Below are 13,946 nucleotides of genomic sequence, written 5' to 3' on the forward strand. Positions count from 1 at the left end.
ACGGTCAGCACCAGGACGCTGGGCGGGTCACCACCAGAGGGAGTCGAGGCGGCTCTCGATCGCTCTGATGTGGAGGCGGGCGCAGGTCTCGCAGAAGTGGAGGCGGCGGCCGTCCTCCACGGCGGAGAGCCAGGTGAGCGGGGCCGTCCCGCCTTCGGCGGCGGTGCCGCAGCGGGCACACACCACCGCTTCGGCGGCCGGTTCTTCGGGGGGATGCGTCTCCTCGTCCACCTGGTGACGATATCTCCGACACCGGGGCCCGGCAGTACAACGCACCGCGGGGCCGTCCTTGTTCGGACGGCCCCGCGGTGCGTTGTACTGCCGGGTGGTGGCCCCTCACCGGGCAGAGCGGTTGCCCGGTGAGGAGTCGTGGTGCTCCTTCGTGGAGCGTCGGTGCTCCTTCGTGGAGCGGAGAGGTGGGGCCTCTCAGTGCATGACGGCCATGGCCAGCGCCCGGCGGGCGCGCAGCGAGGCGCGCTCCGCTCGGCGCTGCATCCTGCGGGCGGCGACGAGGCGCACCGCTTGGCGGTCCACCTCGGCCTCCCGCAGGCGGTCGTGCATATGGGCACGAGCCAGGGCTTCTGGGATGAGTTGCATCTCGCGGGTCCTGTTCTGACGCGAGTCGTTCGCGCCGATGATGGTGACGTCAGGGGTTGCGGAGCCGACGGGCTCCTTCGTGGGGGTGATCATTGGTGCCTGATTCCGGGGGTCATGGGTCTGGGGACGGTCGATGGTTCCGAGGCGCAGCCACCGTGTGGGGGCGGGGACGCCACAGCCGGCGGTCACGCTGCGACCGGGTTCTTGCGCGGACGGCCACGCGGCCGCTTGCGGGCCACGACGACACCCTGGACGAAGAGCTCGCCGCCCCAGACGCCCCACGGCTCGCGCCGCTCCTTGGCACCGGCGAGGCAGGCCTCGACGAGCGGGCAGGTACGGCAGAGAGACTTGGCGTACTCGACATCGGCCGGGGACTCGGCGAAGAAGACCTCCGGGTCGTACGAGCGGCAGGGGACGGGTACGCCGAGGTTCTCGATGGCGTCGTCGAGCGCGGTGAGCGCGGTGAGGGGGAGCAAGGTGGAGTCCTCCGTGGAGCCGGGCGGGGAGATCGAGTCGGACTGCGGTACTGACGGGGCGTGCGCTTCGAGTTGCACGGTGGGTGGTGTCCTCGTCTGGTCGTGCCGGCCTGTTGGCCGGTTGGCGGCTGGTACTGCTGGCCCGAGGCGCCTTCGGTGTGTCCCGTCCGTTCGGACAAAACAAAAGGGCCGCGGATCCCGAGTGGGGTTCCGCGGCCCTGAGGCGCCGGCCTGATGCTGGATCAGGCTGGATCGCTCCAGGGTTCAGGCCCACGGAAGGCCCACATCGTGTGGTTGTGCTGCGTCTGCTTCTTGGCTCCGGCACCGGCTGCCGCAAAGGCATAGGCCTGAGCCTGTGCATCCTTCGCTACTGCTGCCGCCGGTGCCTCGATCGGTCGCTCATTGCGCTCTCGCACCACGGGGAGGCTCGCCAGAGACAGCGGGCTGACGGCGGAGACGCCGGACAGACCGGTGGCACGGAGCGAAGCAATCGGGGAGCGGGTGAGGCCGAGCGAGCAGGTGGAGACGACCGAAAGACCGGTCATTTTCTGGGTTTCGATGATGCTGATCACTTCAATCGCCTCCTCTCGGCGTCTCAGGGGGACCGGCCGGAGCCGGTCCTGCGTATTCGGATAAGTACAGCACGGATTCAGGGCTTCAGAGAAGTCGCTGTTCCCGTGGTTAAGAACCTATGGTGACGACTGGGGCGGGCGCAAACTATTTTCTGGACGAGTTTTTCTCAACTCTCCTCGCCGCCATCGGCAGACCCCTCACCGACCGTCTCACCTGCACAGATGGCGAGTACGTCGGCTCCGAAACGGGTCAGCTTCCGGTTCCCGACGCCGGCGATGACGACCAGCTCCCCCTCGGTGGACGGCACGGCCTCGGCGATGGCCATCAGGGTCTTCTCGGTGAAGACGCAGTAGTCCGGCTGGCGCAGCCGGGACGCCTGGGCGGCACGCCAGTCGAGCAGCCGTCCGTAGAGCGCCTCGTCCATGTCGGAGGGGCACTCCTCGCACCTCATCAGCTTCATCTCCCCCGCGTCGGTGAGGGTCCGGCCGCAGACCCGGCACCGCACCGTCTGCCGGGGCCTGAGTTCGGGCTCGACCGCCGCAGTCCGCTCGGCGGGTGCGGCCCGGCCGGTCCCCCGGACGATCCCGCCACCGCCTCCGGCCACGCCCCGGGCGCCGAGCGCCGCCGAGCCCGGGCGCAGGCCGTTCAGGAACCGGGTGGGCCTGCGGCTCGCCCGTCCGCCGGGAGAGCGCGACAGGGACCAGGAGAGCGAGAGGTGGAGGCGGGCCCGGGTGACGCCGACGTACAGCAGGCGCCGCTCCTCCTCGACCTGCTCGTCGGTCTTGGCGTAGGCGATCGGCATCATGCCTTCGGTCAGGCCGACGAGGAACACCGCGTCCCACTCCAGGCCCTTCGCCGAGTGCAGCGAGGCCAGCGTCACCCCCTGGACCGTCGGGGCGTGCTGGGCGGCCGCCCGTTCGTCGAGCTCGCGGACCAGGTCGGTCAGGGTCGCCCCCGGCTTGGCCGCCTCGAAGTCCTCCGCCAGCCGCACCAGCGCGGCCAGCGACTCCCAGCGGTCGCGCACCGCTCCCGATCCGGCGGGCGGGCGGGTGGTCCAGCCCTTCGTGGAGAGCACCGCCCGCACCTGGGACGGCAGCCCCTCCGCCCCGTCCAGCAGGGAGTCGTTGCGCCCGGCGCGGGCCGCGCCGCGCAGGGCGGTGCCCGCCTCGCGGACCTCCGCCCGCTCGAAGAACCGCTCGGCGCCGCGCAGCTGGTAGGCCACGCCCGCGTCCGCGAGGGCCTGCTCATAGACCTCGGACTGCGAGTTGACCCGGTAGAGCACGGCGATCTCCCCGGCCGGGACGCCCGCCGCGATCAGGTCGCGGATGCGCCGGGCGGTGGACTCGGCCTCGTGGGGCTCGTCGGGATACTCCGTGTAGACCGGCTCGGGGCCCTTGTCGCGCTGCGAGACCAGCTCCAGCCGGTGATCGGCGGCCTTGCCGCGGGCCTGGCTCAGGAGCCCGTTGGCGAGGTGGACGACCTGGGGCGTGGAGCGGTAGTCCCGGACCAGCTTGACCACCGTCGCGCCGGGGTGGCGGGTGCGGAAGTTCAGCAGATGGTCGGGGGTGGCCCCGGTGAAGGAGTAGATCGTCTGGCTGGCGTCGCCGACGACGCAGAGGTTGTCCCGGTCACCGACCCAGAGGTCGAGCAGCCGCTGCTGGAGCGGGCTCACGTCCTGGTACTCGTCGACGACGAAGTGCTGGTACTGGCCGCGCACGTGGTCGGCGATGTCGTGCCGGTCCTGGAGGATGCCGACGGTGAGCAGGAGCACGTCCTCGAAGTCGATCACCGAACGGTCGCGCTTGAGCTGTTCGTACGTGGAGTAGATCTGGGAGAGGACGGCCGGGTCGCGCGGGGCGTCCCGCTGGGTCTTGGCGACCGCGGCCGGATAGTCGGCGGGCACGGTCTGGGTGACCTTGGCCCACTCGATCTCGCTGGTGACGTCCCGCAGCTCGTTGCGGTCGAGCCGGAGATCGCAGCGGGCGGCGGCCTCGGCTACCAGCTGCACCTTCCGTTCCAGCAGCCGGGGCAGCTCACCACCGACTGCTTTCGGCCAGAAGTACTGGAGCTGCCGGAGCGCAGCGGAGTGGAACGTCCGCGCCTGGACGCCGGTCGCTCCGAGCTGCCGGAGGCGTCCGCGCATCTCCCCGGCGGCCCGGTTGGTGAACGTGACGGCGAGGATCGTGGCGGGCTGGAGGATGCCCGCCCGCACCCCGTACGCGATGCGATGGGTGATCGCGCGGGTCTTGCCCGTGCCCGCTCCGGCCAGCACGCATACCGGTCCGTGCAGGGCGAGAGCCACCTCGCGCTGCTCGGGGTCGAGCCCGTCGAGCACGGCGTCCGGGGTCTCGGGAACCTGCGGGAAGAGGGTGGAGTGCGTTGCTGCTGTCACCCCGCCATGCTGCCAGGTCCCGAGGGGCGGATGCGGCGGTTGTCCACAGGGGTGAGGTATTCGTCGTACTGATACGGGACGGTCGGCGCCCCGGCGGGACCGGGTGCGGGAATGGTGGCCGCCTCCCGTACGTTCCACTCGGTGCGGGAAGGCGGCCCAGGCCGCCGGGCCGCATGTGACGCTGCCGGCCGGGCAGCGGGACGGACGAGACAAGGGAGCGCCAGCGACATGGCGGGCACTGTGACGATGTACAGCACCACCTGGTGCGGCTACTGCCGTCGGCTCAAGGGCCAGATGGACCGCGAGGGCATCGCGTACAACGAGGTCAACATCGAGCACGACCCGGATTCGGCGGCGTTCGTCGAGAAGGCCAATGGCGGAAACCAGACGGTTCCGACCCTGCTGATCGTCTCCCCCTCCGGCACCGAGTCGGTCATGACGAACCCGTCCCTGGCCCAGGTGAAGCAGGCTCTGGCCGTCTGACGCCAAGCGCTCGGCGCACCGGACTTCCACCACTGCCCCCGGCATCCGCCGGGGGCAGTGGTGTTTCCGCGTTCAGTTCGTGCGGTTCTGGCTGCCCGGCCTGGGCAGCGGCTTCCCGTACCAGAGCTCGATGAGGCGGGCGGCGATCGAGATGCCGAACGGGGGCATGACCTCGCCGGACTCGAAGGCGGCCCGGAGGTCCTCACGGGAGAACCAGCGGGCCTCCTCGATCTCCTCGCCGTCGACGTTGATCTCCGAGGAGGTCGCCCGGGCCATGAAGCCCAGCATCAGACTGGAGGGGAAGGGCCACGGCTGGCTGGCGACGTACTCGACCTCGCCGACGGTGACGCCCGCCTCCTCGTACACCTCGCGGACCACGGACTGCTCGATCGACTCCCCCGGCTCGACGAACCCGGCGAGCGTGGAGAAGCGGCCCTCGGGCCAGTGCACCTGGCGGCCCAGCAGCGCGCGGTCCTGGTCGTCGGTGACGAGCATGATGACCGCCGGGTCGGTGCGCGGGTAGTGCTCGGCGCCGCAGGCCTGGCAGCGGCGGATGTGCCCGGCCGCCGCGATGACGGTGCGCTCGCCGCAGCGGGAGCAGAAGCGGTGCAGGCGCTGCCAGTTCTCCAGGGCGACCGCGTGCACCATCAGGCCCGCGTCGCGGGGGCCGAGGAGAAGCCCGGCCTCGCGGAGTCCGGCGGGGCGGGCCGACTGGTCCATGCGGCCGGGCAGCGAGTCCTTCTGGAGCGCGAAGTAGCTGACGCCCTCCTCGTCGGTGCCCAGGAAGTACCGGTGGGTCTCGGTGACCGGGGCCTCGAAGGCCGGGGTCATCACGATCGAGGTGCCCCCCTCGGGGGTGTCGTCGATCAGCACCTGCCCGCCGGAGACGACGAAGACGCGGGTCGTCGGGTGGCTCCACGCCACGGCCAGCCATGCCTCGTCGAGGCGGTGGTGCGCCGCGCGGTCGATGCCGCTGGGCGCGGTGAGGCCGATCGGGCGGTCTGCGGTGGCGTTGTCGAAGGTGCTCACAGGTGCTTCCTACTCCCCCTGGGTGGTTCGGGTGTGCGGAGGTGGGGCCGGGTTCATCGGCCGAGCGCCGTGGCCAGTTCGCCCCACAGGTACGCGGCCGTCTCCACGCCCTTCAGCAGCAGGTCCAGCTCGACCTTCTCGTCGGGGGCGTGCCAGCCGTCGGAGGGTACGGAGATGCCGAGGAAGAGGACGGGGGCGCCGAGGACGTCCCTGAGGTCGGCGGCCGGGCCCGAGCCCCCTTCGCGGGTGAAGAGGATCTTCTTCTGGAAGGCGCGGCCCATCGCGCGGGCCACCGCCTGGAGAGCGGGGTGGTCCAGCGGGGTCAGACAGGGCCGGGTGGCGGGCTGGAAGGCGATCCGGTGGCGGATGCCCGCCGGGATGCGGGACTCCACCCAGGCTCGGACGGCCTGCTGTACGCGGTCGGGGTCCTGGCCGTCGACCAGCCGGAAGCTGATCTTCACCAGGGCGGAGGAGGGGATGATCGTCTTGCTTCCGGCGCCCTGGTAGCCGCCGCCGATGCCGTTGACCTCGGCGGTGGGACGGGCCCAGACGCGCTCCAGCGTGGAGTACCCGGCCTCGCCGGATGCGGCCTGCGACTTCGCCGTACGCAGCCAGGTCGCCTCGTCGAAGGGCAGCTGGGCGAAGAGGGCCCGCTCGGTCTCGGTGAGGTCGGTGACCCCGTCGTAGAAGCCGGGGACGGCGACCTTGCCGTCCTCGTCGTGGAGGGCGGCGACCAGGCGGGCGGTCTCGGTGGCCGGGTTGGGGACGGCTCCCCCGAACGAGCCGGAGTGGATGTCCTGGGCCGGGCCCCGCAGCTCGATCTCGCACTCCGCGAGGCCGCGCATGCCGGTGCAGACGGTCGGCGTCTCCTCGTCCCACATGCCGGTGTCCGAGACGATCACGGCGTCGGCGGCGAGACGGGCCGCGTGCTGCTCGGTCAGGGCGCGGAAGTTCGGGGAGCCCGACTCCTCCTCGCCCTCGATCAGCAGCTTGAGGTTCACGGCCGGGGTGGTGCGGCCGGTCGCGGCGAGGTGGGCCCGGACGCCGAGGGTGTGGAAGAAGACCTGGCCCTTGTCGTCGGCCGCGCCGCGTCCGTACATCCGGCCGTCGCGGATCACCGGCTCGAACGGGTCGGTCGCCCAGCCGTCCTCGCGGGCGGCGGGCTGCACGTCGTGGTGGCCGTAGACCAGCACGGTCGGGGCGCCCTGATCCTCGCTGGGCCACTCGGCGAAGACCGCCGGGGCGCCGGGGGTCTCCCAGATCTCGGTGACCGGGAAGCCGGTCTCCTTGAGCTTGGCGCTCAGCCACTCCGCACTGCGCCGTACGTCCCCGTCGTGCTCCGGCTGAGCGGATACGGACGGGATGCGCAGCCACTCGGCGAGGTCGTCGAGGAAGGCTGCACGGTGCTGTTCGGTGTACGTACGGACGGCGCTGTCCGGGGTCTCGCTCATGCTCTTGAGCCTATCCGTCCTGCGGGGCGGGCTCGTCCAGCAGGATCCGCTCCAGCTCCGCCCGGCCCGGCAGACCCTGCGGGTGGACGGTCTCCCCGCTGCGTACGTAGAGGAAGGTGGCGGTGACGGCGTCGAGCGGCAGATCGTGCAGCTCGGCCCAGGCCAGCCGGTAGACGGCGAGCTGGAGCGGGTCGGCGGTGCGGTGGCGGGTGGTCTTCCAGTCGACGATCTCGTAGCGGTCACCCGTGCGGTACACGGCGTCGATCCGGCCCCGGATCACCCGGCCCGCGAGGGTGATCTGGAACGGGGTCTCCACCCGGTACGGCGTGCGCCGGGCGTACGCGGTGCGCTCGAACGCCTCCTTCAGCTCGGCGAGATCCCGCTCGTCGGCGATCTCCGCGTCGCTCTCGTCGCCCCCGGGCAGCTCGTCGGGGCCGAGCATGGGCAGCGGCAGCTCCTCGTACCGGGACTCCACCCAGGCGTGGAACCGGGTGCCCCGGCGGGCGGCCGGCTGAGGCGGCCGGGGCATGGGCCGGGCCAGCTCCTTGGCGAAGGCGTCGGGGTCCTCGGCCAGGTGCAGCAACTGGGTGGCGGAGAGCGAGGCGGGGACGAGGACGTCGTGCACGGTGGCACGGGCGCGGCGCAGCTCTCCGGCGAGGGCGTCGAGATCCCGGTCCCAGGAGGCGAGGGTGCGAGTCTCCTCGGGGGTGAGCCGTTGGGCGGGGGCGGTTTCCTCGGGGTGGCGGGCGGCCGGGATGTGCGGGGGCGCGTCCGGGGGGCGTTCCGTGGGGAGCGCGTCCCAGTCCCAGTCCTCGTCGGCCGGAGGCTCGCCGATCGGGGGCTCGTCGTCCCAGGGCTCATGCGCCGTTACGTCATCGGGTTCGGGCTCGTACGCCGGTTCCTGCTCGTCCCCGTGGAGGGCCAGGCTCTCCAGATGGGCCAGCACCGTGTCGCGGGCGGCGCGGCGGCGGGCGAGGGCCGTGGCGTCGAGCGGGAGTGGCCAGGCCAGGTCGGTGCCGGGCGCCGCGAGGGCCGGGTTCTCCTCGTCCTCGGCGGGCTCGTCCGCCCAGGCCTCGATCTCGCCGTGGCCCGCCGCGCAGTGCTCGTACAGCGCGTCCAGGAAGGCGGACGGGCCGCGCGTCCTCTTCTGGGACGGGCCCCACCAGTGGCCGGAGCCGAGGAGCAGGGAGCGGGGGCGGGTGAAGGTGACGTAGCCCAGGCGCAGTTCCTCCGTGTGCTGGTGCTCCTTCATCTCCTCCTTGAACGCCTTGATCCCCTTGGCGTCGAACGTGTCCAGGGCCGGGAGCGTCGCCGCGTCGCCGCGCAGGGCGTGCGGGAGCACCTTGGCCTGGGCGGTCCAGGCGTCCCGGGCCCGGTCGCTGGGGAACTGGCCGGTGACCAGTCCTGGTACGGCGACCACGTCCCACTCCAGGCCCTTGGACTTGTGCGCGGTGAGGACCTTGACGGTGTTCTCGCCGCCGGGCAGCGCGTTGTCGAGCCCCTTCTCGTACTGCGCGGCGGTCCGCAGGAAGCCGAGGAAGGCGAGCAGCGACGCCTCGCCGTCCAGGGAGGCGAAACGGGCCGCTGTGTCCAGGAAGTTGGCGAGGGTCTCGCGGCGGCGGGCGGCCAGCGCCTGCGGGGATGCCGACAGCTCGACCTCCAGGCCCGTGGTGGCAAGGACGCGGTGCAGGACGTCCATCAGGGGATCGGCCAGCGAGCGGCGCAGGTCGCGCAGCTCGCGGGCGAGGCGGGCGAAGCGGATGCGGGCCTCCGCCGAGAACGGCAGCCCGTCGTCCGCCGTGTCCCCCGCGATCAGGAAGGTGTCCAGGGCGTCCGCGAGCGATATCACCTCGGCCGGGTCGGTGCCCTCGACGGCCTCCGCGAGCCGCCGGTCCGGGTCGGCGTCGTCCCCGTGGGCGGCCCGGTGCACGAGGAGGCGGGCGCGGCGGCCGAGGAGCGCGAGGTCACGGGGTCCGATGCGCCAGCGCGGTCCGGTGAGGAGGCGGACCAGGGAGGCGTTGGCGCCCGGGTCCTGGAGGACCTCGCAGACGGCGACCAGGTCGGCCACCTCGGGCAGGTGCAGCAGCCCGGCCAGGCCGACCACCTCGACCGGGATGTCCCGGGCGACCAAGGCCGCCTGGATCTGCGGGAAGTCCCCGGCGGTGCGGCACAGGACGGCGATCTCACCGGGCGGGGTGCCGGTGCCGACGAGGTGGGCGAGGGAGTCCGCGAGCCAGTCGATCTCTTCGGTGTGGGTGCTCAGCAGGGCGCACCGGACCATTCCGTCGCGCTCGGCCCCCGGTGCGGGGCGCAGCGCCTCCACGCCCTCGTGCATCGCGCGCAGAGGCTCCGCGAGGCCGTTGGCGAGGTGGAGGAGGCGGCCGCCGCTGCGCCGGTTCTCGCTGAGGCTGTAGCGGGTGGCGGGGGTGCCGTCGGCGTGCGGGAAGTGTTCGGGGAAGTCGTCGAGGTTGGCTACGGAGGCGCCGCGCCAGCCGTAGATCGCCTGGCAGGGGTCGCCCACGGCGGTCACCGCGTGGCCGGCCGAACCCGACTCCGTACCACTGCCGAACAGCGCCGACAGCAGCAGGCGCTGGGCCACCGACGTGTCCTGGTACTCGTCCAGCAGCACGACCCGGAACTCGTCCCGCAGGATCGCCCCGACCTCGGGCCGGGTCAGGGCCAGCTCGGCGGAGAGGGCGATCTGGTCGCCGAAGTCCAGGAGGTCCCGGCTCCGCTTGGCGGTCCGGTACCGCTCGGTGAGGGCGAGGAGGGAGCGGCGGGCCTCGGCGGTCTCGGGGATCTTGCGCAGGTCGGCGTTGCTGAGCTTGGCGGTGGCCAGCTCCCGCAGCAGCTCGGTGTCGTACGTGTCCAGCGCCCCGGGCCGTACGAGGTGTTCGGACAGCTCCCCGTCGAGCGCCAGGAGATCGCTGACCAGGGTCGGGAAGGAGCGGGTGAGCGCCGGATACGGGCCGGGCGCCTCGCGCAGCACCTTTGCCGCCAGCTGGTAGCGGGTGGCGTCGGCGAGGAGGCGGGTCGACGGCTCCAGGCCGATGCGCAGGCCGTGCTCGGTGAGGAGGCGGCCGGCAAAGGCGTGGTACGTCGAGATCGTGGGCTCGCCCGGCGGGTTGTCCGGGTCGATGACCTCGGGGTCGGTGACTCCGGCGGCGACCAGCGCCTTGCGCACGCGCTCGGCCAACTCGCCCGCCGCCTTGTTGGTGAAGGTGAGGCCGAGGACCTGCTCGGGGGCGACCTGGCCGGTGCCGACGAGCCAGACCACGCGTGCGGCCATCACCGTGGTCTTCCCCGACCCGGCTCCGGCCACGATCACCTGCGGGGCGGGCGGCGCGGTGATGCAGGCCGTCTGCTCCGGGGTGAAGGGGATCCCCAGAAGCTCCTTGAGCTGCTCGGGATCGGTGATGCGTGAGGACACCTGAGCAACGGTAACCGGACCCACTGACAACCCGGGCCGATGCCCACGAAAGGGCCTACCGCACCAAAGGGGGGCTACTACTCCACCACCTGGCGCCCCTCCGGCTGCGCGCTGCACGAGGCGCGGAAGGTGCAGTGGGAGCAGTGGGTGCCGGTGGTGGGCGTGAACCGTTCGTCCAGGACCTTCCCGGCGGCGGTGGCGAGCAGGTCGGAGACCCACTCCCCGGCCAGTGGCTCCTGCGCCTGGACCTTGGGGAAGGCGTCGCCGCCCTCCTTCTTGGGGGCGGGCCGGCGGAGCTGGACCAGTTCGGCGCCGCCGGGTTCGGGCCGCCGGCCGTCGAAGACCTCGTCGACCGCGCCCTCGCGCACGGCCAGCTGGTAGACGGCGAGCTGGGGGTGGGTGGCGACCTCGTCCTTGGTGGGAGCGCCCTTGCCGGTCTTGAAGTCGACGACGTACGCCCTTCCCTCGGCGTCCTCCTCCACCCGGTCCATGGAGCCCCGGATGCGGACGGCGTACTCGCCCGCATCCAGGGTCACGTCGAAGTCGTGCTCGCTGGCGGTGGGGGTGCGGCCGCCGCGGTCCAGGACGTGCCACTGAAGGAAGCGTTCCAGGGCGGCGCGGGCCTGGTCCTTCTCCTGCTCGGACTTCCAGGGGGCGTCGAAGGCGAGGCCGTTCCAGACGGAGTCCAGGCGTTCCATGAGGACGTCGAGGTCGGCGGGCGTACGGCTGGAGGCGACCTCGTCGGCGAGTACGTGGACGACGTTGCCGAACCCCTGGGCGGCGGTGGCCGGGGCGTCGGCCTTCACCTCGCGGCCCAGGAACCACTGGAGGGCGCAGGTGTTGGCGAGCTGGTCCAGCGCACTGCCGGAGAGGGTGACGGGCTGGTCGCGGTCGCGCAGCGGGACGGCGGAGCGGGTCGGCTCGTCCAGGCCCCACCAGCGGGACGGGTGGGCGGCGGGCACGAGCGCCTGGCCCTCGTCGTCGGTGAGTGCGGCGAGCCGGGCGAGACGGTGGGCGGCGGCGTCCCGCAGGGCGTCGGAGGCGGCGGGGTCGACCGTGGTGGCGCGCAGCTCGGCGACGAGCGCGGCGACGGCGAGGGGGCGGCGCGGGCGGCCGGTGACATCGCGGGGTTCGACGCCCAGCTCGGTGAGGAAGCGGGAGGGCTGGTCGCCGTCGTCGGCGGGGGCCTTCACGGCGGTGACGACCAGGCGCTCGCGGGCGCGGGTGGCGGCGACGTAGAAGAGGCGGCGCTCCTCGGCGAGCAGGGCGCCGGGCGTGAGGGGTTCGGCGAGCCCGTCGCGGCCGATCCGGTCCGCCTCCAGGAGGGAGCCCCGGCGGCGCAGGTCGGGCCAGAGCCCTTCCTGGACCCCGGCGACGACGACGAGCCGCCACTCCAGGCCCTTGGAGCGGTGGGCGGTCATCAGGCGTACGGCGTCGGGGCGGGCGGTCCGCCGCGAGAGGGTGTCGGCGGCGATGTCCTGGGCGTCGACCTCCTCCAGGAAGTTGAGCGCCCCGCGTCCGCCGGTGCGCTCCTCGGCGCGCGCGGCGGTGTCGAAGAGGGCGCACACCGCGTCGAGGTCGCGGTCGGCGTTGCGCCCGCCCGCCCCTCCGCGCAGCGCGGCCCGCTCCAGCCTGGCCGGCCAGGGGGTGCCGTTCCACAGGGCCCACAGGGCCTCCTCGGCAGTGGAGCCGCCCTCCAGCAGCTCGCGCGCCTTGCGCAGGAGCGCGCCGAGGCGCTGTGCGCCATGGGCGAACGCAGGATCGTGGGTGGCGAGGCGTTCGGGCTCGGCAAGGGCGCGGGCCAGCAGCTCGTCGGAGGGGGCGGGGACCCGGATTCCGGCGGCGCGCTCCTCGTCGCGCAGGGCCCGGCCGAGGCGGCGCAGGTCGGCGGCGTCCATGGAGCCGAGGGGGGAGGTGAGGAGGGTGAGGGCGGTCTCGGTGTCGAGCCAGGGGGCGGGCCCTTCCTGCGGCCGGTCCTCCGCCTCTGCCTCTGCCTCTTGCGCTTCCGTCCCCGCTTCTGCTTGCGGTTCTGCTTCTGCGGGACGGTGGTGCAGTGCGGCCGTCGCCACCGTCCGCAGGGCCGTCAGCAGCGGGGCGACGGCCGGTTCGTGGCGGAGGGGGAGGTCGTTGCCGTCGACCTCCAGAGGAACGCCGGCGGAGGTGAGGGCGCGGCGGACGGCGGGCAGCGAGCGGCCTCCGGCCCGTACCAGCACGGCCATCTCCCGCCACGGAACCCCGTCCTCCAGGTGGGCGCGGCGCAGCAGGTCCGCGATGTTCTCCAGCTCCGTGGAGGCGGTCGGGTAGGTGTACGTCTCCACCCGGCCGCCCTCCCGGACGGCGTGCAGCTCGCGGTGGGCGCGGACGGTGTCGGCGGGCAGCCGGGTCAGCGGCATCCGGCGGGTGAGCAGCCGGGTCGCGGCGAGCAGCTCGGAGCCGGAGCGGCGCGAGGTGGTGAGGACGCCCACGGGGGCGGGGGTTCCGTCTCCCCGCCGGAAGGTGTCGGGGAATTCGAGGATGCCGTTCACATCGGCGCCCCGGAAGGTGTAGATCGACTGGTCCGGGTCGCCGAAGGCCACCAGCGTCCGGCCGCCGCCCGCGTCCGCCCCGCGCCCCCGGTTCCCCGCCAGCGCGTGCAGCAGGCGCACCTGCGCCGGGTCGGTGTCCTGGTACTCGTCGACGTACACGGCGTCGTACGCCCCGGCCAGCTGCGCGGAGACCTCGGGGCGCTCGGCGAGCAGGACCGCGCGGTGCACCAGCTCGGCGTAGTCCAGGACGCCCTGGGCGTCGAGGATGTCGAGGTACTCGGCGAGGAACTGGGCCGCCGCCGTCCAGTCCGGGCGGCCGGTGCGGCGGGCGAAGGCGGCGAGCGCGTCCGGGCCGAGGCCCAGTTCGCGGCTGCGGGCGAGCACGGCCCGCACCTCGTCGGCGAAGCCGCGGGTGGTCAGGCAGGCGCGCAGTTCGTCGGGCCAGCCGACATGGTCCAGGCCCGCCTTCTCCAGGTCGAGCTGGCCCGCGAGGAGTTCGCGGACGGTGACGTCCTGCTCGGGCCCGGAGAGCAGCCGCAGCGGATCGGCGAAGAGGTCGGCGTCCTGGTGGGCGCGGACCAGGGCGTAGCAGTAGGAGTGGAAGGTGGTGGCCTGCGGGCCGCGCGCCGCGCCGAGCCGGGCCGCCATCCGGTCGCGCAGTTCGACGGCGGCTTTGCGGCTGAAGGTGAGGACGAGGATGCGGGCGGGGTCGGCGCCCGCGTTCACCCGGGCCGCCACGGACTCCACGAGCGTGGTGGTCTTGCCGGTGCCGGGGCCCGCGAGGACGAGCAGCGGTCCCGCGACGTGATCAACCACAGCGCGCTGGCCTGCGTCCAGGAGAGGAGGCTCCACCGAACCGGGCGGGGTGCGCACCAGGCGGTACGCGCCCGTGGTCCGCGGCCGTGACTCACGGTGCGGACTGTGCCGGGTGGAAGAGGAGGAGCTCACGTGGATCGCCGGTCCTGGTGGGTTTACGGGTCGTACAGGTCA

Annotated in this window: 10 protein-coding genes; 1 reads left to right on the forward strand and 9 read right to left on the reverse strand. The window is 73.0% G+C overall.

Annotated features, from left to right (window positions below; genetic code table 11):
- Positions 1-27 precede the first annotated feature (27 nt).
- From ACK8N7_RS11165 to ACK8N7_RS11185, 5 genes are all read right to left on the reverse strand, one after another.
- Positions 28-231, reverse strand: a complete 204-nt coding sequence (locus ACK8N7_RS11165) for a hypothetical protein (RefSeq protein WP_403209548.1) — start codon at positions 229-231, stop codon at positions 28-30.
- Positions 232-426: 195 nt separating this feature from the next.
- Entirely contained in the window at positions 427-786 is a 360-nt protein-coding gene (locus tag ACK8N7_RS11170) for a putative WhiB-interacting protein (protein ID WP_031123062.1), read from the reverse strand.
- Positions 783-1,151, reverse strand: a complete 369-nt coding sequence (locus ACK8N7_RS11175) for a WhiB family transcriptional regulator (RefSeq protein WP_015611216.1) — start codon at positions 1,149-1,151, stop codon at positions 783-785. Before ACK8N7_RS11175 ends, ACK8N7_RS11170 begins: the two co-directional genes overlap by 4 nt.
- A 164-nt stretch (positions 1,152-1,315) precedes the next feature.
- Complete coding sequence (locus ACK8N7_RS11180) at positions 1,316-1,645, reverse strand: hypothetical protein (protein WP_403209546.1); 330 nt, start codon at positions 1,643-1,645, stop codon at positions 1,316-1,318.
- A gap of 167 nt (positions 1,646-1,812) precedes the next feature.
- Positions 1,813-4,038 carry an ATP-dependent DNA helicase UvrD2 gene (locus tag ACK8N7_RS11185; RefSeq protein WP_403209544.1) on the reverse strand — a complete coding sequence of 742 codons (2,226 nt, stop codon included), beginning with the start codon at positions 4,036-4,038 and terminating at the stop codon, positions 1,813-1,815.
- A 228-nt stretch (positions 4,039-4,266) separates the two neighbouring features.
- Here ACK8N7_RS11185 and ACK8N7_RS11190 point away from each other — a divergent pair, with 228 nt between their 5' ends.
- Positions 4,267-4,521, forward strand: a complete 255-nt coding sequence (locus ACK8N7_RS11190) for a glutaredoxin domain-containing protein (protein WP_358723701.1) — start codon at positions 4,267-4,269, stop codon at positions 4,519-4,521.
- 72 nt (positions 4,522-4,593) lie between these two features.
- On the opposite strand, the gene nudC is transcribed toward ACK8N7_RS11190, so the two are convergent.
- From nudC to ACK8N7_RS11210, 4 genes are all read right to left on the reverse strand, one after another.
- Entirely contained in the window at positions 4,594-5,550 is a 957-nt protein-coding gene (gene nudC / locus ACK8N7_RS11195) for an NAD(+) diphosphatase (protein WP_031123066.1), read from the reverse strand.
- Positions 5,551-5,603: 53 nt separating this feature from the next.
- Positions 5,604-7,001, reverse strand: a complete 1,398-nt coding sequence (locus tag ACK8N7_RS11200) for a dipeptidase (protein ID WP_403209542.1) — start codon at positions 6,999-7,001, stop codon at positions 5,604-5,606.
- 10 nt (positions 7,002-7,011) lie between these two features.
- Positions 7,012-10,431 (reverse strand): ATP-dependent DNA helicase, encoded by a 3,420-nt coding sequence (locus tag ACK8N7_RS11205; protein ID WP_500442097.1) that lies wholly within the window; start codon positions 10,429-10,431, stop codon positions 7,012-7,014.
- Positions 10,432-10,508: 77 nt separating this feature from the next.
- Positions 10,509-13,904, reverse strand: coding sequence for an ATP-dependent helicase (locus tag ACK8N7_RS11210; protein ID WP_500442099.1), 3,396 nt, complete (start codon positions 13,902-13,904; stop codon positions 10,509-10,511).
- Positions 13,905-13,946 lie beyond the last annotated feature (42 nt).

This window comes from Streptomyces griseobrunneus, assembly GCF_046713465.1.
In the GTDB taxonomy this organism is placed as follows: domain Bacteria; phylum Actinomycetota; class Actinomycetes; order Streptomycetales; family Streptomycetaceae; genus Streptomyces; species Streptomyces microflavus.